16 protein-coding genes are annotated in these 21,873 nt (G+C 72.4%); 10 read left to right on the forward strand and 6 right to left on the reverse strand.

Features of this window, described 5'->3' with window-relative positions; translation table 11 throughout:
- Positions 1-3: 3 nt before the first annotated feature.
- The 5 genes from PVT71_RS04970 to PVT71_RS04990 all read right to left on the reverse strand — a co-directional run bounded on the left by PVT71_RS04970 (position 4) and on the right by PVT71_RS04990 (position 6,802).
- Positions 4-948 (reverse strand): ester cyclase, encoded by a 945-nt coding sequence (locus tag PVT71_RS04970; RefSeq protein WP_353473399.1) that lies wholly within the window; start codon positions 946-948, stop codon positions 4-6.
- A gap of 2 nt (positions 949-950) precedes the next feature.
- The gene (locus tag PVT71_RS04975; protein ID WP_353473400.1) at positions 951-1,844 is read right to left on the reverse strand and encodes a DmsC/YnfH family molybdoenzyme membrane anchor subunit; all 894 of its coding nucleotides are present in this window, start codon (positions 1,842-1,844) and stop codon (positions 951-953) included.
- A gap of 1 nt (position 1,845) precedes the next feature.
- Positions 1,846-2,595, reverse strand: a complete 750-nt coding sequence (locus PVT71_RS04980; protein WP_353473401.1) for a 4Fe-4S dicluster domain-containing protein — start codon at positions 2,593-2,595, stop codon at positions 1,846-1,848.
- Positions 2,596-2,649: 54 nt separating this feature from the next.
- On the reverse strand, positions 2,650-5,457 hold the full coding sequence (locus tag PVT71_RS04985) for a molybdopterin oxidoreductase family protein (RefSeq protein WP_353473402.1): 2,808 nt from the start codon (positions 5,455-5,457) through the stop codon (positions 2,650-2,652).
- Positions 5,458-5,563: 106 nt separating this feature from the next.
- Positions 5,564-6,802 carry a glycosyltransferase family 4 protein gene (locus PVT71_RS04990; RefSeq protein WP_353473403.1) on the reverse strand — a complete coding sequence of 413 codons (1,239 nt, stop codon included), beginning with the start codon at positions 6,800-6,802 and terminating at the stop codon, positions 5,564-5,566.
- Between the two features lie 306 nt (positions 6,803-7,108).
- Here PVT71_RS04990 and PVT71_RS04995 point away from each other — a divergent pair, with 306 nt between their 5' ends.
- The 5 genes from PVT71_RS04995 (at position 7,109) to PVT71_RS05015 (ending at position 14,347) form a co-directional block, all read left to right on the forward strand.
- A complete protein-coding gene (locus PVT71_RS04995; RefSeq protein WP_353473404.1) occupies positions 7,109-8,503 on the forward strand; it encodes a hypothetical protein in 1,395 nt (464 codons plus the stop codon).
- Complete coding sequence (locus PVT71_RS05000; protein WP_353473405.1) at positions 8,485-9,825, forward strand: glycosyltransferase family 4 protein; 1,341 nt, start codon at positions 8,485-8,487, stop codon at positions 9,823-9,825. Before PVT71_RS04995 ends, PVT71_RS05000 begins: the two co-directional genes overlap by 19 nt.
- Before the next feature lie 180 nt (positions 9,826-10,005).
- Positions 10,006-12,012: an acyltransferase family protein gene (locus PVT71_RS05005; RefSeq protein ID WP_353473836.1), complete on the forward strand. Its 2,007-nt coding sequence runs from the start codon at positions 10,006-10,008 to the stop codon at positions 12,010-12,012.
- On the forward strand, positions 12,009-13,577 hold the full coding sequence (locus tag PVT71_RS05010; RefSeq protein WP_353473406.1) for a GMC family oxidoreductase: 1,569 nt from the start codon (positions 12,009-12,011) through the stop codon (positions 13,575-13,577). The genes PVT71_RS05005 and PVT71_RS05010 overlap by 4 nt, the downstream gene beginning before the upstream one ends.
- Positions 13,574-14,347, forward strand: a complete 774-nt coding sequence (locus PVT71_RS05015) for an SDR family oxidoreductase (protein WP_353473407.1) — start codon at positions 13,574-13,576, stop codon at positions 14,345-14,347. The genes PVT71_RS05010 and PVT71_RS05015 overlap by 4 nt, the downstream gene beginning before the upstream one ends.
- Here PVT71_RS05015 and PVT71_RS05020 read toward each other — a convergent pair.
- On the reverse strand, positions 14,344-15,108 hold the full coding sequence (locus PVT71_RS05020; RefSeq protein WP_353473408.1) for a WecB/TagA/CpsF family glycosyltransferase: 765 nt from the start codon (positions 15,106-15,108) through the stop codon (positions 14,344-14,346). The two genes, PVT71_RS05015 and PVT71_RS05020, sit on opposite strands and share 4 nt — an antisense overlap.
- 341 nt (positions 15,109-15,449) lie before the next feature.
- On the opposite strand from PVT71_RS05020, the gene PVT71_RS05025 reads away from it, so the two are divergent.
- The 5 genes from PVT71_RS05025 to PVT71_RS05045 are packed head-to-tail and all read left to right on the forward strand — an operon-like array spanning position 15,450 to position 21,831.
- The gene (locus PVT71_RS05025; RefSeq protein WP_353473409.1) at positions 15,450-16,577 is read left to right on the forward strand and encodes a Gfo/Idh/MocA family oxidoreductase; all 1,128 of its coding nucleotides are present in this window, start codon (positions 15,450-15,452) and stop codon (positions 16,575-16,577) included.
- Positions 16,565-17,545: an NAD(P)-dependent oxidoreductase gene (locus PVT71_RS05030; protein WP_353473410.1), complete on the forward strand. Its 981-nt coding sequence runs from the start codon at positions 16,565-16,567 to the stop codon at positions 17,543-17,545. Before PVT71_RS05025 ends, PVT71_RS05030 begins: the two co-directional genes overlap by 13 nt.
- Entirely contained in the window at positions 17,542-18,759 is a 1,218-nt protein-coding gene (locus PVT71_RS05035) for a glycosyltransferase (protein WP_353473411.1), read from the forward strand. The genes PVT71_RS05030 and PVT71_RS05035 overlap by 4 nt, the downstream gene beginning before the upstream one ends.
- Positions 18,756-19,715 (forward strand): glycosyltransferase, encoded by a 960-nt coding sequence (locus tag PVT71_RS05040; RefSeq protein ID WP_353473412.1) that lies wholly within the window; start codon positions 18,756-18,758, stop codon positions 19,713-19,715. The genes PVT71_RS05035 and PVT71_RS05040 overlap by 4 nt, the downstream gene beginning before the upstream one ends.
- 10 nt (positions 19,716-19,725) lie before the next feature.
- Entirely contained in the window at positions 19,726-21,831 is a 2,106-nt protein-coding gene (locus PVT71_RS05045) for an NAD-dependent epimerase/dehydratase family protein (RefSeq protein ID WP_353473413.1), read from the forward strand.
- Positions 21,832-21,873: the final 42 nt, after the last annotated feature.

The raw sequence follows: 21,873 nt of genomic DNA on the forward strand, positions 1-21,873 counted from the left end.
CCGCTACCCGCCCGCGGCGCGCAGGATCTGCGCCCAGACACCCGGCACGTCGTAGAGCGTCCATTCCCGGCGCAGCCCGTCGGGGCCGAACTCGGCCTGGGTCATCCCGAGGATGCGCACCGGGGCGCCGGTCGGCGTGCCGAAGGCACCGTGGCCATCATGGTTGCCGGTCAGCGACCAGCGCAGGCAAGCGCGGGGGGCGGTCAGCGGCTCTTCGGCGCCGAGCGCGTGGTCGATCTCGAACCGGGCCGAGGGGAAGGCCGCGCGCAGCCCCAGCCAGAAGGTCTCGGCGTCGCGCGGGCCACAGCCGGTTTCCCCGCCGGGCAGGACCAGCTCCGCCGCCGGGTCGTATTGCGCCACCGCCGCCAGCTCGCCGTCCATCACCCGCGCCAGCAGCCCGGCGAGCGCCGCCCCCCAGGGGCTGCCGTTGCCGGGCCCGGCGGGGCGCGGCTCGAACCCGGCGCGGGGCGCGTCGGCAAGGCGCCAGCGCGCCCCCTGCATCACGTCGACGCCGATCTGGGCGAGGATCGCCGCCTCGTCGCGCAGCACCCATTGCTCACGCAGCTGGCCCGCGACGCAATACCGCTCGGACATCTGGGTGAAGCGCAGCTTGCGGCGCGTCGGCGGGCCGTAGAGCCCCGCCCCGTCGTGTCGCGCGGTGACGTGGAAGCGCTCGGCCGCGACGAAGGCGTTCTGCGCCGTGGCCTGCCAGATCCGCTCCTCGGTCAGCAGCCGCGCACCGGTCAGCGCCGCCGCGCGTGCGGCCAGCTCGGCGCCCAGCACCTCGGGCTCGGCCAACGCGCCCAGCCCGTCATGCGAGACCACCTCGGGCGACAGGTGCTCGGCGAAGAGGTCGAGCCGCCGCGCCTCGTCGAGGTCCTGGATCAGCGCCGCGAGATAGCTGCCGACATCCGGCCAGCGCGCATCGAACCCTGCGAGAAACGGCACACTCAGCGACTCCCGTAGTAGAGCCCGACCACATGCTCGGCCTCTGCAAAGAACAACCACCGCGAAACAAGCACGCCCGCGACGTGCGCGCCAAGCGAAATGAACGTAAAAAGCTGCGGAACCGGGCCGGGCAGCGCCGATGCCAGCCCCGCGAGCAGCAGCGCCCCGGGCAGCAAAGTCGCCAGCAGGAGGGCCAGCACGCGCAGCTTCCGCGCGTGGCGCCGGGCCACGACGAAGACCATCTCGCGCAGCAGGTAGCTGCCGCCGGCATGCGGCGGGAAGAGGGCGCGGGGCGTGCCGCGATCTCCAAGGCCGGTGGCGCTGGCAAGGCTGCTGCCGCTGCGGGCAAAGCGGGTGTCGCCATCCCGCCAGACCCAGATCTGCAAGAGCGCGGTGAGCGCCAGCAGCACCACAGCCGCGATCTCCTGCCCCGCCAGCAGCGCCCCGCCCGAGAGCGCGTAGGCAAGAAAGAGCACCGGCGTCGAGCCATGGTGCCAGCGCGGCACCGACCGCAGCTGCGCGTAGATCATCCCGGTGCAGGCCACCGTGCCGAGCGCGCAGAGCGCGGTGAGCCAGCCCAGCGGCAGGACCGGGCGGCCGAGCAGCAGCGAGAGCCCGTAGCCCCCGCCCAGCAGCAGCGTCGCCAGCGCCGCCCAGGCCTCGCGCGAGAGCCAGCTTGTGCGCCACTGGCTGAAGGCCTTGAGCGCCCGTTCGCGGCGTCCGAGATGCAGGGCCGAGGCCCCGAGCCCCGCGAGGCAGAGCGCGAAGGCGAGCACCAGCAGCGCGGGACCGCCCGCGCGCGACGGCGGCGAGGGGTCGATGCCGAGCCAGGCCAGCAGCCCGAAGCCGAGCCCCGAGAGCGTGGTGAAGAAGAGGAGCGAGGGCGCCGGGTGCATCTCAGAACCTCGCCAGGGTCCGGTCGATCCAGCCGAGCAGCCCGCGCGGCTCTTCGGCCACCGGCTCGAGCCAGGGGGCGAGCGCGTCCACCTCGCCCTCCCAGCCGTCGCGCGGGCGGGGCGGCAGGTACTTGTTGGCGGGGCGGGTGCCCTGCTCGGGCATGAGATCGACCCCGCCGCGCTCTTCCACCAGCAGGCTCACGGCGCTTTCCGGGTCCGAAAGGTCGCCGAAATGCCGCGCCCCGGCGGGGCAGGTACGGACGCAGGCGGGCTCGCGGTCCTCCTCGGGCAGCGTGAGGTTGTAGATGCGGTCGACGCAGAGCGTGCATTTCTTCATCACGCCCTCGGCCAGGTCGAGCTCGCGCGCGCCGTAGGGGCAGGCCCAGGCGCAGAGGCCGCAGCCGATGCAGTCGGCCTCGTTGACCAGCACGATCCCGTCCTCGGCGCGCTTGAAGCTCGCGCCGGTGGGGCAGACCGTGACGCAGGGCGCCTCGGCGCAGTGCAGGCAGGATTTCGGGAAATGCACCACCTGCGCCGGCCCGCTTGCGGGCTGGACCTCGTAGGTGTGGACGCGGTTGAGGAAGGTGCCCGAAGGCTCTGCCCCCTGCGCGTCCTGGTCCGACAGCGGGCTCGGCTGGCTTTGGGTGTTCCAGCCCTTGCAGGCCACCACGCAGGCCTGGCAGCCGACGCAGGTGTCGAGGTCGATGACGAGGCCGAGCTGGCGCTGCACGTGGCTTGGATGGTCGGTCATTCTGGCGTCTGGCTCGCGGCTTGCGGGTGGTTCGGGCCCTGCCCGGAAAAGGCCCTAGGCGGGGCGCGGGACGGGAGAGCGGAGCGGCGGGAAGCCCGGACGGGACTCGCGGGGCGGGGCGATCCTCTCGAGCCGGACGCGCAGGTCGAACCAGGCGGCCTGGCCGGTGATCGGGTCGGAGTTGGACCGGCGGTGCCCGTCTTCGCGCGGCGGCAGCAGCTCGGGGATGAGGTGGTTGAGCAGGACGCCCCGGGTCGCCTCGGGCGCGTCCGGGTCAAGCCCCCAGGCACCCCGGCGCTTGCCGAGCGCGTTCCAGGTCCAGACGACGTCCGGGTTCTGCGCCTCCATCCGCGCGGCGGGGGCGGTGATCTCGCCATGGGCAGAGACGACGCGGACCCAGTCGCCCTCCTGCAGCCCCAGCTCGCGCCACCAGCTGCCGGGAACGTAGAGCGGATCGCTGCCGTGGATCTGCCGCAGCCAGGCGTTCTGGCTGCCCCAGCTGTGGTACATCGCCATGGGCCGCTGGGTGAGCGCATGCAGCGGATAATCCTCGGCGTCCCCGGGCGAGTCGGAGAGCGGCGGGTACCAGACCGGCAGCGGCGTCATCACCGCCGCGAGCCGGTCCCGCAGCGGCTCGGGCGGCAGGCGCTCCCCCTGCCCCTCGGCGGCGCGCTGGAAGCGGCGCAGCGGCTCGGACCAGAGCTGCACGAGATGGGGCGCGGGCGCCTCCAGCAGCCCGGTCGCCACCGCCCAGTCCTGGTAGGCGCGGTTCCACGGCTTGTAGTAGGCGGCCCCCGGCGGCACCGGGATGGCGTGGGTGCCACCCGCCGCGATGTAGCTGTCGAGCTGGGCTTCGTTCGGCGTGCCGCGCCCGTCCTGCAGCCCGTGCGGCCCCATGCGGAAGCCGGCGAGCGGGCCGATGCCGGGCCGACGCTCGTGGTTGGTGATGTAATCGGCGTAGTCGCGGTAGACCGGCCTGCCGTCCTCGGACATCCCCGGCAGGCCGAGCCGCGCGCCGAGGTCCAGAAGCACCGTCTGGAAGGGGCGCACGTCGCGGTCGGGCGTCACCACCGGCCAGCGGATCGCATCGGCAGCGGCGTCGGGTTCGGAGATCGGCCGGTCGAGCAGCGAGATGCAGTCATGCCGCTCGAGGTAGGTGGTGTCGGGCAGGATCAGATCGGCATAGGCGACCATCTCCGAGGCATAGGCGTCGGAGTAGATGATCCGCGGGATGAGGTAATTGCCCTCCTCGTCCTGGGCGGTCAGCATCTCCATCGTGCCGCCGGTGTTCATCGCCGAGTTCCACGCCATGTTCGACATGTAGAGAAACAGCGTGTCGATCGGGTACGGGTCCCCGGCCACAGCGTTGGCGATGACCATGTGCATCATCCCGTGCACCGCCAGCGGCGCCTCCCAGCTGAAGGCCTTGTCGAGCCGCAGCGGCGCGCCCTCCGAGTCCACCGCCAGATCCTCGGGCCCGAGCGGGAAGCCGAGCGGCGGACCCTCGAGCGGCTGACCGGGGCGAGCATGGGCGTGGGGGCGGCAATGCGCCTCGGGAGGTTTCGGATAGGGCGGCTTGAAGCGGAAGCTGCCCGGGGCCTCGACCGCGCCGAGCAGCGCCTGCAGCAGGTGGATCGCGCGGCAGGTCTGGAAGCCGTTCGAATGCGCCGAGACGCCGCGCATCGCGTGCACCGCCACCGGCCTGCCCGGCATGGTGGCGTGCTCGCGGCCGCGGAAGTCGGTCCAGGGGCGGTCAAACTCGAGCCGCGTGTCGAAGGCGGCGCGGGCGATCTCGGCGGCGAGCCAGCGGATGCGCTCCGCCGGCAGGCCGACGCGCCCGGCCACCGCCTCGGGTGCATAGCCCGCATCCATGTACTGCGCCGCGATCATGTGCATCACCGTGCGGTGGGTGATCCCGGCGCGGCGCAACTGGCCGGTGAGCTTCGGCATCACCCCCTCGCCGTCCCAGGGCGCGGTCCGCCCCGTGGCGGCGTCGATCACCAGGGGCCTGCCCTCCTCGTCACGCAGGAAGAGTCCGTAGTCCGCGGACCTCGGGTCGCAGTCGACCAGCACCGGGGCATTGGTGAACTGCGCGAGGAAGTCGAGGTCGATCCGCCCGGCGCGCAGGAGCTCGTGCACCAGCGACAGCACCAGCAGCCCGTCGGTGCCCGGCGTGATGCCGAGCCAGTCGTCGGCGATGGCGCTGTAGCCGGTGCGCACCGGGTTGATGCTGACGATCTTCGCGCCGCGCGCCCGGAGCCGCGCGAGCCCCATCTTGATCGGGTTGCTGTCATGGTCCTCGGCCACGCCGAAGAGCAGCAGGAGCTGGGCGTGCTCCCAGTCGGGAGTGCCGAACTCCCAGAAGCTGCCGCCGAGCGTGTAGATCCCCGCCGCCGCCATGTTGACCGAGCAGAAGCCGCCGTGCGCAGCGTAGTTGGGCGTGCCGAACTGCTGCGCCCACCAACTCGTCAGGCTCTGCGACTGGTCGCGCCCGGTGAAGAAGGCAAGCTTCTCGGGAGCGGTCCCGCGCAGCGGCGTCAGCCACGCGGTCGCGGTCTCGAGCGCCTCGTCCCAGCTGATCTCCTCGAAGGTGCCCGAGCCGCGCGGGCCGGTGCGGCGCAGCGGCGCCCGCAGCCGCGCCGGAGAGGTCACCTGCTTCAGCCCCGCCGCGCCCTTGGCGCAGAGCACGCCGCGGTTCACCGGGTGGTCGCGGTTGCCCTCGATGTAGACCGGGGTGCCGTCCTTCAGGTGGACGTCGATGCCGCAGCGGCAGGCGCACATGTAGCAGGTCGTCTTGCGGATCTCGTCCGAGATCTGCACCTGGGTATCGGGGGTTTCGAGCTGCCGTTCCGTCTGCGCCATTCGGGTCCACGTCCGTGCCTGGCAGGAAGGCTAGGGCACGCGCCCCGACCTGACCAGTTCTTTCCCGATCACGCCCGCGCGACCGGCGGCGCGGCGCCCGCCGGTTTCAGTGCCTCGCGGCCCGGCGCAGATCGGCGCCGCGGCAGGCGCGATCCGCGGTCGCGGCGGGCGCGCAGGCCGCGTCGCGCTCGGCCACATGCGCCTCGAGCAGGTCCCCGACGCGACGCCCCCAGGCGTCCCAGTTGAGCCGCGTCTCGTATTCCTCGCGGCTGCTCCGCGCCAGCGCCGCGTAATGCCCCGGCGCGTCGAGGCAGGCGAGGATCCGGGCGGCGAACGCCTCGGCGCCGCTGCCGATCGGCAGCGCGTAGCCGTTGATCCCGTCGCGCACCGGAACGCCGCCGACCCGCAGGCAGAGCGAGGGAACGCCATGCGCCGAGGCCTCGCAGAAGGCGAATCCGTAGCTCTCGAAGCTGGGCATGACGACGAAATGCGCGCGGGCGTAAAGCTCGCGGAACAGCGCCTCCTGCTCGGGCACCGACTTGTCGAGATGCGGGTGCACCTCGATGAAGGGCCCCTGCGCCTCGGGCGGGGGCACGCAGCCGATGACCGTCAGCCGGGCGTCGATGCCGCGCGCGCGCAGCAGGCACATCACCTCCTGCGCGACCGGGCCGCCCTTGGCCCACCAGTTCCGCCCGACGAGCAGCAGGTGCAGCCTGCCCGACCGCGAGAGGCTGCGCGGCGGTGGCGGCGGCGGCGGCGCGATATTGGCCCCCCAGGGCACCAGATGGGCCGAGCCGCCGGACAGGCCGTAGCGCGCCGCGGTCTCGTCCATCATCCATTGCGACGGCCAGAGCAGCAAGTCGGCGCGGCGGAAGACCTCGGCCTCGGCGCGCTCGACCCAGTCGTCCATGAGCCGCCCGCCGGGGATCAGCGCGGGGTGCGCCCGGCCGATCTCGGACTCGCGGTAGACGCTGTGCGTCGCGTCAGAGGTATAGGCGACGGTCATGGGATAGGGCAGGCGCAGGCAGAGGAGCGACTGGAAGGCATAGGCTCCGAAAAGCACGTCGTAGCAGCCCTCGCGCAGCGCCGCCTCGACGCGCCGCGCGACGATCGCGGCCAGCGCCATGTGCGCCCGCCAGCGCAGGCGCAGGCTGAGCGCGTCGGGAAGCGAGAGGATGGCGCGGCGGATCGGATCGGCGCTGCCCCAGTCCATCGGCAGGATCGTCACCTCTCCCGCATGGGCCCGAAGCGCGTCGTGAATCCGCGCGTTGCCGCCGGAATAGAGGTTCCGGTCGAGCGGCGAGAAATCACTCAGATAGGCGATCCTTAGCGGGCGACGGGCCATGTTTGACTCGCTTGCTTGCAACCTTCCTTCCGGAAAACCTGCGTGTCCAATAAGGCAGGAACATGTCCCCAAAAGAACAATCCCGCGGTTTTACAGGGATTTAAGCAAAGCAGGATACGCAGGACCAGCACCGCCCGGGCAAAGGGCGCGCGATTGTGCCAATTCTGCCAACGCGGCGGCTTTCGCGCCGGTCCGCAGGCGACAGTCGCCGCGCCGCATGCTAGGGTCCCTCCCGTACCGAAGGCTTGGGGGCTGCCGGTCGGACACTGTTCTGAGTTCACTGGTCCACGCGCGTCGCAACACGGTATGCCGAACCCTCTCGCCTATCTGATGCTGGCCCTCTGGCCGATCGTCACGGTCGTGCTGTTCCGGCGCATGGCCCCCGACCGGGCGCTGATCGCGGCGCTGCTGGCGGGCTATCTGCTGCTGCCCGAGCCGCCGGCCGCCTTCGACGCCCCGATGTTCCCGCCGCTGACCAAGCACAACATCCCGGCGCTTGCCGCCTTCGCCTACTGCCTGTGGAACCACGGCATGCCGGGCGGTCTGCTGCCGCGGTCGCTGGCCGGCAAGGCGCTGCTTGTCGTCTACGTCCTGTCGCCCGCGATGACCGCCGTCACCAACACCGAGCCGGTGTTCTACGGCCAGATCGGGCTGCCCGGGCTGACGATCAAGGACGCCGTGGCGCTGGTGCTGCAGCAGGCGCTGATGGTCCTGCCCTTCCTGCTGGCGCGGCAGTTCCTCGCGCAGGGGGGCTCGCAGCGGCGGCTGCTGGCGGCGCTGATCGTCGGCGGGCTGGTCTACACCCTGCCGATGCTGGTCGAGATGCGCCTGTCGCCGCAGCTCAACAACTGGGTCTACGGCTACTTCCAGCACCTCTTCGGCCAGTCGATCCGCGCCGACGGCTACCGGCCGGTGGTCTTTCTCTACCACGGGCTCTGGGTCGCCTTCTTCCTGATGACCGCGACGGTCTCGGCCTGGGCACTGTGGCGGCTCGAGCGCAACGGCCTGATGCTGATGGCGGCGCTCTGGCTGACGGCGATCCTCGTCCTCGCCAAGTCGCTCGGCGCGCTGATCTTCGCGGTGGTGCTGATCCCCTGCGTGCTGCTGCTGACGCGGCTCGCGCAGATCCGCGTGGCGATCCTCATCGGCCTGCTCGCGATCACCTACCCGATCCTCAAGGGCACCCATCTCGTCCCCGAGGAGGCGATCCTTGCCCAGGCCGCCGCGATCAGCCCCGAGCGCGCCTACTCGCTCGAGTTCCGCTTCGACAACGAGAACACGCTGCTCGACCGCGCCTATGAAAAGCCGGTGTTCGGCTGGGGCAGCTGGGGGCGGAACCACATCCTCGACCCGGTGAGCGGCAATATCCTGACGGTGACCGACGGGCGCTGGATCATCGTCATCGGGGTCTATGGCTGGGTCGGCTTCCTTGCCGAGTTCGGCCTGCTGCTGCTGCCGCTGCTGCTGCTCTGGCGCGAAAGCACCGCGCGCGGCCGCGACGAGGTCTCGCCCTTCATCGCCCCGCTGTCGCTGCTGCTGGCGATCAACCTCTCGGACATGGTCCCGAACGCCACGCTCACCCCGCTGACCTGGCTCGTCGCCGGCGCGCTCACCGGCTACGCCGAGGCGTTGAAGGCCGCGCGGCTGAAGCGGATCGCGCGGGAGCGGCCGGGCGCGCTCGAATGGCGGTCGATCCTGTGAGCCGCGACGTCGCACTCTCCCCGCTGGTGCAGAGCCAGACCCGGCACCGTGTGCTTGCCATCGCCGAGGCGGCGAACCCCGAATGGGTCAGCGTCCCGCTGGTCGGCTGGTCGCTGGCCACGGCGCTGCGCGAGGTGGCCGACGTCCACATCGTCACGCAGGTGCGCAATCGCGACGCCTTCCTGCGCGCCGGGATGATCGAGGGGCAGGACTTCACCGCCATCGATTCCGAGGCCTTCGCCCGGCCGATGTGGAAGCTCGCCGAGCTGCTGCGCATGGGCGAGGGCAAGGGCTGGACCATGGTGCAGGCGGTCAACGCGCTGAGCTATCCCTATTTCGAGCGGCTGGTCTGGCAGCGCTTCGGCGCGTCGATCCGCGCCGGAGACTGGGACATCGTGCACCGCATCACCCCGCTCAGCCCGACCATCGCCTCGCCGCTCGCCGGGCATTGCGCGCGCGCCGGCGTGCCCTTCGTGCTCGGGCCGCTCAACGGCGGCGTGCCCTGGCCGAAGAGCTTCGACGCCGAGCGGCGGCGCGAGAAGGAATGGCTGAGCTACCTGCGCGGCGCCTACAAGGCCCTGCCCGGCCGCGGCGCCACGCTGCGCCATGCGCAGGCGATCCTCGCCGGATCGCGTCACACGGCCTCCGAGATTCCCTCCCGATATCGGGAAAAGCTCGTCTACCTGCCCGAAAATGCCATCGACCCGGCGCGGTTCAACAAGCGCGCCGCGCCCGCGCCCGGCCCGCTGCGCGCCGGTTTCGTCGGGCGGCTGGTGCCCTACAAGGGGCCGGACATGCTGCTCGAGGCGGCCGCACCGCTGCTGCGCGACGGGCGCCTGCGGCTCGAGATGATCGGCGACGGGCCGATGCGCGCGGAACTCGCGGCGCAGGCGGCCCGGCTCGGCATCGAGGAAGCGGTCACCTTCCACGGCTGGCTCGAGCATCGCGCGGTGCAGGACGTGCTCTGCGGCTGCCACCTGCTGAGCTTCCCCTCGATCCGCGAATTCGGCGGCGGCGTGGTGCTGGAAGCCATGGCGCTGGGGGTGGTGCCGATGGTCGTCGACTATGCCGGGCCGGGCGAGCTGGTCACCGCGGACACCGGCTTCCGGCTGCCCTGCGGCGACCGCGCCGCGATCACCGCCGGGTTCCGCGCCGCGCTCGAGGCGCTTGCCGCCGACCCGGGCCCGCTTCCCGCCATGTCCGCCGCCGCGCGGGCGCGGGTGCATGACGGCTTCACCTGGGCGCAGAAGGCCGCGCAGGTGGCGCAGGTCTACGACTGGGTCGCGGCCGGACGGCCCGGCACCCCTCCGGCGCCGCTGTGACCCGCGCCCCGGCCCCGCGTCCTTCTTGCGGCGCTTCCGCGCGGGAGCCTATAGTGGCCCCCGTGTCCATGCGGGAGCCAAGCCGCATTCGTGTTGTCCGGTGTTCGGGTCCGGTGATGTATGATCTCGTCCAGTTCTCCAGAGGCTCCCGTGCGCATCCCTGATCCGGCGCATGCGCCCATGCCCTACCGCCCCGACATCGACGGCCTCCGGGCCATCGCGGTGCTGACCGTGGTGCTCTACCATTTCGGCCTTCCCTGGCTCGGCGGCGGCTTCACCGGCGTCGACGTGTTCTTCGTCATCTCGGGCTTCCTGATCGGCGGCATCCTCTGGCGCGACTACGAGGCCGAGGGGCGCATCCGCCTCGGCGCCTTCTACCTGCGCCGCTTCCGCCGCCTCGCCCCGGCCTTCTTCACCATGGTGCTGGTCACCTCGGCGCTCGGCGCGGCGCTACTGCTGCCCTTCGAGTTCCGCGCCTTCGGCAAGAGCCTGATCGCCGCCACGGTCTACCTGTCGAACGTGCTCTTCTTCCGCGAGTCCGGCTACTTCGACACCGGCGCGGCGGAAAAGCCGCTGCTGCACACCTGGTCGCTGGCGGTCGAGGAACAGTTCTACATCTTCCTGCCGCTGCTGATCCTCGTGCTCGCGCGCAACCGCACGCTGCTGTTGATGGCGCTGGCGACGATCTGGGTCGCCTCGCTGGCCTCGAGCGTCCTTGCCACCCCCAGCCATCCCGGCGCGGCCTTCTACCTCTTCCCCTTCCGCGCCTGGGAGCTGCTGTCGGGCGTGCTGCTGGCGATCTGGGGGCTCGAGACGGGGCGCGTCTGGCGCGGCCACCCGGCGCTCAGCTGGGCAGGTCTCGCGCTGGTGCTGGGCTCGGCGCTGCTGATCCCCGCCGGGCCGATGTTCCCCGGACTGCTGGCCATCCCGCCGGTGCTGGGCGCGGTGCTGCTGATCGCCAACGGCACCGGGCGCAACCCGGTCAACCGGGCCCTCGCCCATCCCGCCGCGCTGTTCTTCGGGCGCATCTCCTACTCGCTCTACCTCTGGCACTGGCCGGTGCTCACCCTGTCGCTCTACCTGCGCGGCACCTATTCCGGCCCGGCCGAGGCGCTGTGCTGGATGGCGCTTTCGGTGGCGCTGGCCTGGCTCTCCTGGCGCTATGTCGAGACCCCGATGCGCCGCGTCCGCCTGCCCTCCGCCGCGATCTACGGCGGCACCGCGCTCGCCTCGGCGGCGACGCTGGCGATCGGCGGCTGGCTCTATCTCGGCGACGGTCTGGCCGGGCGCTTCGGCCCCGCCGCGCGCACGCACATCGCCGCCTCGGCCGACTTCCTGCAGGACTGGAGCCGCTGCACCACGCCGACGAGCGGCCCGCTGATGGGCATCGAGACCTGCCCGATCGGCCCCGAAGGCGCGCCGCAGGTGCTGATCTGGGGCGACAGCCACCTGCGCGCCTTCCAGGACGGGCTCGCGCTCGCCGCGCAGGAGGCGGGGGTGCCCGGGCTGATCATCTGGCGCGCGGGCTGCCCGCCGCTCTTCGGCATCCGCAAGACCGAGAGCGCTGCAACCCCGGCGCAGGATCTCGCCTGCAGCCGCGCCAACCTGCAGATCCGCCAGGCATTGCCCGCCCTGCCCGAGTTGCAGCGCATCGCGCTGATCGGCCGCTGGACCTATTACGCCCATGGCACCGGCATCGGGCGCGACGCGAACAACACCATCACCGTCCTGCCCGCCGACGCGCCGACCCCCACGGCGGTGCCGCAGGCGCAGATCGTCGCCGAGGCCGCCCGCGCCACCGTGGCCGAGCTGCGCGGCGCGCTGCCCGAGGTGATCGTGATGCGCCAGCCCCCCGAGATCCCCGCCTATGACAGCCGCGCCGCCGCGCGCGAGGCCGCCCACGCGGGCTGGCCGCTGGCCCCCGCCCCGACGACCTCGCCCGACGTGCCCCGCGCGGCGCTGGCGCAGCGCGCGACCGAGGCCGAGGCGCCGTGGCGCGCCATGGCCGAGGCCGGCGAGATCACCTTCATCGACACCTGGCCCCGCTTCTGCGACGCCGAGACCTGCCACGCGCTGCGGGACGGTGCCGGCTGGTATTTCGACAACAACCACATCACCAACACCGCCGCCCGGGCGCTGCGCGATCTCTTTGGCCCGATCTTCGGCACCAAGGTGGCCGGCCTGTGACCACCGCGCCGAGCGACACGAACTGGGACACCATCGTCATCGGCACCGGCATCGGCGGCGGCACGCTCGGCCGGGCGCTGGCCGAGGCCGGGCAGAAGGTGCTCTTCGTCGAACGCGGCCCCGCCGGGCAACGCGCCGCGCGCAACGGGCTCTCCGAGGTCTTCGTCCCCGAGGCACGGCTGGCGCGGGGTCTCTGGCCCGAGCCCCTGCACGCGACGGTGGACGGGGTCGAGACCTCGTTCTACGCGCCGCTCGGGGCCGGGCCCGGCGGCTCGTCGGTCTTCTACGCCGCGACGCTCGAGCGTCCCGAGCGGCACGACCTCGACGACCTGCCCGGCCTGCCCCACCCCGCCGGCGGCTGGCCCGTGGGCTTCGATGCCATGCGGCCCTGGTACGACCGCGCCGCCGGGCTCTACCGCCTGCACGGCACGCCCGATCCGCTCTCGTCCGAGCCCGCGCCGCCGCTGCGCGCGCCGCCGCCGCTCACCGCCACCGAGGCCGCGCTCTTCGCCGCGCTGCAGGCGGGCGGGCTGCATCCCTACCACGCCCACACCGCCATCGACCGCACGCCGGACTGCCTGAACTGCCTCGGCACGAAATGCCCGCGCGCCTGCAAGATGGACGGGCGGTCCGCCGGGGTGGAGCCCGCGCTGGCGACCGGCAACGCCATGCTGCTCGACCGCGCCGAGGTGACGCGGCTGCTCGGGAGCGGCGACCGGGTGGAGGGCATCGAGGTCCGCCGCGACGGCGAGACCCGGGTGCTGCGCGCCCGCAGCTACGTGCTGGCCGCCGGCGCGCTCAACTCGCCGCGGCTCCTGCTCGCCTCGGCCTCCGAGGCATGGCCCGCTGGGGCGGCCAACGGCTCCGGGCTGGTCGGGCGCAACCTGATGTTCCACCTCAACGAGATCTTCGCCCTCTGGCCGCCGCGCGGCACGCCCGACGCGGGCGCGACCAAGGCCGTCGCGCTGCGCGACCTCTACCGCGCCGGCGAAACCCGCATGGGCGCGGTGCAGGCCATGGGCATCCGCGCTTCCTACGGCGAGATCGCCTTCTACCTCGACCGGCGGCTGTCGCGCTCGGCGCTGCGCCGGGTGCCGGGCCGGGGCCTGCTCACCCGCCTTGCCGCCGCCACCGCCGCCAGCCTCCTCGGCCATGCGCAGATCTTCGTCGGCCTGCTCGAGGACCTGCCCTACCCGGAGAACCGCGTGACCCACGATCCGGCGCAGCCGCAGCGCCTTTCGGTCGACTACACCCTGCACCCCGAACTGCTGGCGCGCCGCCGCGCTTTCCGCCGGGCGATCTCGGGCGCGCTGAAGGGCCAGCGCCGGCTGCTGCTCGGGCAGGGTCCCGAGCTGAACTTCGGCCATCCGTCGGGCACGCTGCGCTTCGGCACCGATCCCGCGACCTCGGTGCTCGACGCGGATTGCCGCGCCCACGGGCTGCGCAACCTGCGCGTCGCGGATGCCTCGTTCATGCCCAGCTCGATGGGCGTGAACCCCAGCCTGACCATCGCCGCCAACGCCCTGCGGGTGGCGCATTCCCTGCTCGAGGACCCGGACAGATGACCCAGCTCACCCCCGACAGCGGCATCGCCGTGGTGACCGGCGCGGGCTCCGGGCTGGGCCGCGCCATGGCCATCGAGCTTGCCCGCCGCGGCTTCACCGTCGCCGGGATCGGCCGCCGCCGGGCCGCGCTGGAAGAGACCCGCGCCATGGCCGGGCCGGACCGCTTCCACCCCTACCCCGCCGACGTCGCGCTGCCGGAGGAGGTGGCGCAGGCCTTTGCCCGCATCCGCGCCGAGCGCGGCCGCATCGCGCTGCTGATCAACAACGCCGCCACCTATCCCCGCCGCGACCTGCTCGACGAGAGCGCCGAAAGCTTCATGGCGACCGTCGCGGCGAACCTCGGCGGCACCGTCGCCTGCAGCCGGGCGGCGCTCGAGGACATGGTCGAAACCGGCCGGGGCCGCATCCTCAACGTCGCCACCTTTGCCGATCTCGCGCCGCTGCCCGCTTCGGCGGCCTATTCCGTGTCGAAGGGCGCGGCGCGCATCTTCACCCGGGCGCTGATCGCCGACCTCGGCGACCGCTTCCCCGGGATCGTCATCGGCGACTGGATGCCGGGGATGCTGAAGACGCAGATGGGCATCCCCGACGGGCTGCCGCCCGAGCAGGCGGCGGCATGGGGCGTCGCGCTTGCCGTGAACGCCGATCCCGCGCTCACCGGCGCGGTGTTCGAGATGGACCGCGAGATCCTGCCGCCGCGCGGGCTCAAGGGAAGGCTGAAGGACCTGCTGTTGCTGCGCCGCCGCAGGCCACGCCGGATCCTGCCCTAGGGCCGGAGCGTGAAGAACCGCAGCAGCAGCGCCCGCAGCGCCTGCCCGGGCAGGATGCCGAAGCAGCGCAGGTAGCGCAGCCCGAGCCGCTGCGGATTGTTCACCGCGCGCCACAGCCATTCGAGCGCCAGCTTGCGGGTCCATTCCGGCGCACGCGGCTGCGTGCCGGCAAGGAAGTCCAGCCCCGCGCCGATCCCGGCGAAGCCCACGCCGGGAGCCAGCTTGCGCCCCACCGCGCCAAAGATTTCCTGCTTGGGCGCGCCCAGCGCGACGAAGCACAGCCCCGCGCCCGAGGCCACGATCTCGTCGAACACCGCCCGCGCCTCGGGAGTCTCGGGGTCGAAGCCCATCGGCGGCGCGATCATGGCGACGACGCTCAGGTCGCGCACCTCGCGCTCGAGATAGCTGCGCGCGCGGGACAGGGCCATGGGCGTGCTGCCGACCAGCGCGACGCGCACGCCCTGCTTCGCGGCGATGCGCGCCAGCGGCAGGATCGCGTCGGAGCCGGGGATCAGCTCGACCGGACGCCCGGCAAGGCGTGACATCCAGACGATGGGATTGCCGTCGGCGACGACGAGGTCCTGCGCGGCGTAGGCGGCACGGAACTTGGCCGAGCTGCGCAGCTTCACGAGGTGGTCGAGGTTGATCGTCGCAAGCGCGAAGCCCTGACGCTGGGCGAGCCTCTCGGTCACCCGCGCCTGCAGCGCTGCCCACGTGGGCACGGTGATGGCGACGCGCTGGCCGCCAATCCTGAATTCCATCCGCGGATCCATCGGCGCGCGACATCCCCTTTTCGCCCCGCCGCGAACTCTGGCGTATCACGCTGGGCGATCCTAGCTGGCGGGCGCGATTTGCCCCTGACCGTGGCCGCCGTGCCGCAGTCGCGAAACAAATGCCGCGCAATCCGGGCGATGCTCCGAAAACGCCTGCAAATGGTCGAATTTCCGTCAAAGGTCCGCGGTCAGAGAGGGGGTTGTCACCTCCTCGAAGCGGGCATCCGGTTTCTTTGTACGGTCCATAGTCTAGGTATCCCGATGATCGCCTTCCCCTCCCCCGACAGCGCGCGCCCGACCGGCGCGCCCCGCGCCGCGCCGGCCGTCCGATGACGGGAACCATCGCCCTGCTCGGCTGCGGCTTCGTCGCGGATCTCTACATGCGCTCGCTGAAGGTCATGGGCGGGATCACGGTGCATTCGGTGCATGACCGCGACACCGCGCGCCTGACCCGGTTCTGCGACCACTGGCAGCTGCGCGCCGAGCCCGAGCTCGCGACCTTCGTCGCCGGCCTGCCCGAGGGCTGCGTCGTGCTGAACCTGACCAACCCCGCCGAGCATTACGCGCTGAACAGGGCTCTGCTCGAGGCCGGGCACCACGTCTATTGCGAGAAACCCCTCGCCATGGACCTTGCCCACGCGCGCGAGCTGCACGCGCTCGCCGATGCGCGCGGGCTCCTGCTCGCCTCGGCCCCCTGCTCGATGCTGGGCGAGGCGGCGCAGACGCTTGGCCATGCGCTGCGCAGCGGCGTCGCGGGCACGCCCCGCGCGATCTATGCCGAGCTTGACGACGGGTTCATCCCGCAGGCCCCCTATGCCCGCTGGCAGAGCGAGTCCGGCGCCGCCTGGCCGCATGAGGACGAGTTCCGCGTCGGCTGCACGCTCGAGCACGCGGGCTATTACCTCACCTGGCTGATCTCGTGGTTCGGCACGGTGCGCAAGGTGATCGCCGCCTCGGCCGAGACGCTGCCCGACAAGGCGGGGCTCGGCCCCACCGCCCCCGACCTCTCGGTCGCCACCCTGTTCTTCGAGAACGGCCCGGTGACGCGGCTCACCTGCTCGATCGTCGCGAGCCACGGCCACCCGATCCGCATCTTCGGCGATCGGGGCGTGCTGAGTTGCGACGCCTCCTGGAACAATGCCGCGAAGGTGCGCTTCGCGCGGCGCGGCGCGGTCCGGCGGCGGCTGGTCGAAAGCCCCTTCCCCCGCCGCATCCGCCTGAAGCAGCCGACCCATCCCAAGGTGAAGCGCACGGGGGCGGCCTCGATGAACTTCATGCTCGGCCCGGCCGAGATGCTGGAGTCGCTGTGCGAGAACCGGCCCTGCCGCCTGTCCTCGGACTTTGCGCTGCACCTGACCGAGGTCACGCTGGCGATCCAGAACGCCGGCGAGGATGCGGGCGTGCAGGTGATGACCACCCGCTGCGATCCGATGGAGCCGATGCCTTGGGCGATCTGACCGGCGAGAGCCGCATCCTGCTGACCGGCGCAAGCGGCTTCGTCGGCCGCGCCGTGCTTGCCGAGGCCCGCGCGCAGGGCGTGCAGGTGGTGGCGGTCAGCCGCTCCGCCGCGCCGGGCCAGGTGCCGCAGGGCAAGGGGCTGACCTGGATCGAGGCCGACCTCTCGGACCCCGCCAGCATCCCGGCGCTGCGCGCCGCCGCGCAGGGCTGCACCGCGGCGATCCATGCCGCGGCGCATCTCGGCAGCGACGAGGGCGCGGTCAGCGCCGCCACGATCGGCGGCACCCGGCACCTGCTGGCGGCGCTAGACGGGCTGCCGCTGCATCTCGTGCTGGTCAGCTCCATCGCCGTCTACGACACCGCGCGCCTGTCCCCGGGCAGCGAGGTGACCGAGCAGACGCCACTCGAGTCCCCCGCCAGCGCCCGCAACGCCTATGTTTCCGGCAAGCTGACGCAGGAGGCGCTCTGCCGCGCCTCGGGCCTGCCGCTCTGGATCCTGCGCCCCGGCGCGATCTTCGGCGAGGGGCGGACCTGGAACGCCCATCTCGGCCCGTCGCTCGGCCCGGTGCTGCTGCGCGTCGGGATGAAGGGAGAGCTGCCGCTCGCCCATGTCGGCCACGTGGCGAGGCGCCTGCTGCAGGCCGCGCGGCGGCGCCCCGACGGCGTGCGGGTGGTCAACGTCATCGACCCCGACCGCCCTGACCGCACCCGCTTCCTGCGCGCCCATGCCGCCTCGGGGTGGCCGAAGCTGGTGCTGCCGCTGCCCTGGCCGCTGTGGATGCTGGCCGCGCGCCTGCTCGCGCCCTTCGCCGCGCGCCTTCCCGGCCTGCTGCGGGTGCCGGTGATCAAGGCGCGGATGATGCCGCTGCGCTACCCCGACAGGGGGCTGCAGGCGGCACTCGGCCCGCTGCCGCAGCCACGCTTCGGCACGCTGATGGCGCAGTCGGTCAGGGAGGGCAAGGAATGAGCCTTCCGAAGATCGCCTACCTCACCGGCGAGTATCCCCGTGCCTCGGACACGTTCATCCAGCGCGAGGTCGCCGCCCTGCGCATGCTCGGCCACGAGGTGCTGACCTGCTCGATCCGCACCACCGGGCCCGAGCATCTGGTCGGACCCGAGCAGCGCGAGGAGCACGCCCGCACGTTCAGGGTGCTGGCGGCCTGCCGCTCGCCGCTGCGGCTCCTGCGCGCCCATGCCCGCTGGCTGCGCCACCCCTCCCGCTACCTCCGCGCGCTCTCCCTCGCGTGGCGCACCGCGCCAAAGGGCATCCGGGGGCGCTGCTTCAACCTGATCTATTTCGCCGAGGCCGGGGTGCTGGCGTCGCATCTGGCGGAAGCGGGCGCCCAGCACCTGCACAACCACATCGCCAAGGCCTCCTGCACCGTCGCCATGCTCGCGTCGGAGCTCTCCGGCATCCCCTACAGCTTCACCATCCACGGGCCGGACATCTTCTTCGAGCCGCTGCACTGGCGGATCGACGAGAAGGCCCGCCGCGCGCGTTTCGTCGCCTGCATCAGCGCCTTCTGCCGCGCGCAGCTGATGTGCTTCGCCGCGCCCGGGGACTGGGACCGGCTGCACATCGTGCATTGCGGCATCGACCCCGCCCGCTACGCCCCCTCTGCCCATGACGGGCAGGACCTGCTCTTCGTCGGCCGCCTCGCCGGGGTGAAGGGCGTGCCGCTGCTGCTGCGCGCGCTCGCGAGCCTCGCCCCGCGCCACCCGGCGCTGCGCCTGCGGCTGATCGGCGACGGGCCCGAGCGCGCGGCGCTCGAGGCCATGACGCGCGACCTCGGCATCGCCGGGCGCACCGAGTTCCTCGGCTACCGCTCGCAGGCCGAGGTGGCCGAGGCGCTGGCCGGGGCGGATGTCTTCGTGCTGCCGAGCTTCGCCGAGGGCGTGCCCGTGGTGCTGATGGAGGCGCTGGCCGCGCAGGTGCCGGTGGTGACCACCCGCATCGCCGGGGTGCCCGAGCTGGTCGAGCACGGCACCAGCGGGCTGCTCGTCCCCCCGGGCGACGCCGAGGCGCTGGCCGCGGCGCTGGAGGTGCTGCTGGCCGATCCCGACAGGCGCCGCGCCATGGGCGCCGCGGGCCGCGCCAGGGTCGAGGCCGAGTTCGACGTGACCATCGAGGCGGCGAAGCTCTCGGCGCTTTTCACCCACGGCCCGGAGGCGCGGCCATGACCCCCGTCGACGTCGTGCTCATCGGCCGCAACGAGGGCGCCCGGCTGGTCGCGGCGCTGGCCTCGGTGCGGGGACAGGCGCGGCAGGTGATCTACGTCGACAGCGGCTCGACCGACGACAGCCTCGCCGAGGCCCGCCGGGCCGGGGCAAGGGTGGTGGAGCTCGACCTCTCGACCCCCTTCACCGCCGCCCGCGCCCGCAACGCCGGCTTCGAGGCGCTGGACGATCCGCAGCTCGTGCAGTTCATCGACGGCGACTGCGCGCTGGTGCCGGGCTGGCTGGACCGTGCCCGCGCCCATCTCGAGGCCCATCCGCAGACCGCCATGGTCACCGGCTGGCGCTCGGAGATCCACCGCGACGCCAGCCTCTACAACCAGCTCTGCGATGCCGAATGGCGGCGCCCGGCGGGGGTGATCCTTGCCTGCGGCGGCGACATGATGGTGCGCGCCGGGGCCTTCCGCGCGGTCGGCGGCTTCGATCCCGTGGTGATCGCCGCCGAGGACGACGAGTTCTGCACCCGCCTGCGCAAGGCGGGCTGGACGCTCGAGCGCCTCCCGCACGAGATGACCCGGCACGACGCCGCGATGACCCGCTTCGGGCAATGGTGGCGACGGGCGGTGCGCACCGGCCACGGCTTCGCGCAGGTCGGCGACCTGCACCCCGAGTATTTCACCACCGAGCGCAGGCGGACGCTGGTCTACGCGCTGGCGCTGCCGCTGCTCGCCATCATGGGCGCATGGCTCTTCTGGCCGCTCGCCCTCGCCGCGCTTGCCGCCTACCCGCTCAACTGGGCGCGAACCGCGCAGGGCCTGCGCCGCGACGGCCTGCCCGCCCCCGAGGCGCGCCGCCACGCGCTGCTGCTCACCCTCTCCAAGTTTCCCAACCTCGTCGGCATGGCCACCTATCACTGGCGCCGGCTGAGGCAGGCGCCCATGCGCCTGATCGAGTACAAGTAAGGAGCCTCCCATGCCCCAACCCGTCCGCGTAGGCCTGATCGGCGCAGGCTACATCGCAAGCTGGCACGGCGATGCGCTGAGGGCGACGGAGGGGGCGCAGGTCACCGCCGTCTGCGACCTCTCGGAGCCCGCGGCCGAGGGGCTGGCCATGGCCTACGGCGCGGTGCCCTTCACCTCGGTCGAGGCGCTGATCACCTCCGGGGCCTGCGACGCGGTGCACATCCTCACCCCGCCCGCGCACCATGCGAGGATCGCCGAGCAATGCCTGAAGGCCGGGCTGCACGTGCTGGTGGAGAAGCCGGTGGCGGTGAGCCTCGACGAGACCCGCGCCATCGCCGCCGCGGCGCAGGCCGCGGGCAGGCGCTTCCACCCCGGGCACAATTTCCTCGGCCTGCCGTCCTACCTTCGGATGAAGGCGGCGCTGACGGCGGGCGACTATGGCCGCGTCTCGCAGGCCGAGATCACCTGGGCGCTGCCGCTCGCGCCGCTGCGCTCGGGTCCTTTCAACCTGTGGCTGCTGCGCGAGCCGAAGAACCTGCTGCTCGAGCTGGGCCCGCATCCCTTCGCCTTTGCCGTCGACCTCTTCGGCCCGCTGGAGATCCTCCATGCCGAGGCCAGCAAGCCCATCGCCCTGCCCGGCGAGGACATCCGTCCACAGGGCTTCCGCGTGCTCGCCCGCGCCGGCGGGGTCGAGATCAGCTTCACCCTGTCGATGGTCGAGACGGTGGATGACCGTTCGGTCACGCTGCGCGGCTCCTCGGGGCGGGCGCGGCTCGACTTCGCCGCCGACACGCTGGTGGTGGACCGCGAGAACGCCTCGGACCTCGTGGTGAACCCGCTGCGCCGGCAGATGGACCAAAGCTGGCAGCACCTGCGCGAAGGGCTGCGCAATGCCGCGATCCAGACCTCCTCGCTGAACCAGAAGGGCCCCTATGCCCAGAGCTTCCGCGGCATGATGGCGGCGGTCTACGGCCCCCTCGCCAACGGCCAGCCGCAGGACAGCCGCTTCTCCGCCGAAAGCGCGCTCGCGGTTATGGAAGCGCTCGACGCCGCGCTCGCGAAACTGCCGCCCGAGGCGCTGGCGGTGAAGGCCCCGGCGGTGCAGACCCGCAAGCCGAGGCCCACCGCCATGGTGATCGGCGGCACCGGCTTCATCGGCCGCGCCCTCACCCGGCGGCTGGTGGCCGAGGGGCAGGACGTGCGCGTGCTCTCGCGTGGGCGCAGCGGCCCCTTCCCCGACCTGCCCGACCGGGTCGAGACCGCCGCGGTCTCGCTGCACGACCTCGACGGGCTGACCGAGGCGATGCAGGGCATCGACGTGGTCTACAACCTTGCCCGCGCGCTGGAAAAGAATTGGGCCGCGGCGCTGGTGAACGACGTCGGCGTCAGCACCCGCATCGCCATGGCCTGCGAGGCGGCGGGGGTGAAGCGCCTTGTCTACACCGGCACCATCGCCAGTTACGACATGTCCGACCCGCATGTGCAGATCACCGAGGAGACGCGTTTCCCGGACGACATGACGGACCGCAACCTCTACGCCCGGTCCAAGGCGGAATGCGAGCGCCAACTGATGAAGCTGCACGCCGAGCGCGGCCTGCCGGTGACCATCGCCCGGCCCGGCATCGTCGTCGGCCATGGCGGGCCGCTGCAGCACTGGGGCATCGGGCGCTGGCACGGTGCGGGGGCGGTGCGCATCTGGGGTCCGGGGCGGAACATCCTGCCCTTCGTGCTGATCGACGACGTGGCGGACGGGCTCTTGCGCATGGGGCGGGACCCGGCGGCCGTGGGTGAAAGCTTCAACCTCGTCGGAGAGCCGATGCTGACCGCGCGCGGCTATTTCGACGCCATCGCCGACACGCTCGGGGCGAAGATCCGCGTGAGCCCGGGCAATCTCACCGCCTTCTACGCCAGCGATGCGGTGAAATACGGGCTGAAGAAGGTCGCGCTGCGCAAGCAGGGCCTCGTGCGCCCCTCGCTGGCCGACTGGCAGAGCCGGGCGCATTTCTCGCCCTTCGTGAACGACAAGCCCAAGAAGATGCTCGGCTGGCAGCCTGAAACCGACCGGGCGGCCTTCATCGACAGGGCGATCACCGGGGCGAATCTCTTCGGGTTCTAGGCGGAGTGCGGAGGATTGCGGCGCGCGCGGCCTGCCGCGGGG

Origin of the sequence: Salipiger sp. H15, assembly GCF_040409955.1 — a bacterium.
Classification (GTDB): Bacteria; Pseudomonadota; Alphaproteobacteria; order Rhodobacterales; family Rhodobacteraceae; genus Salipiger.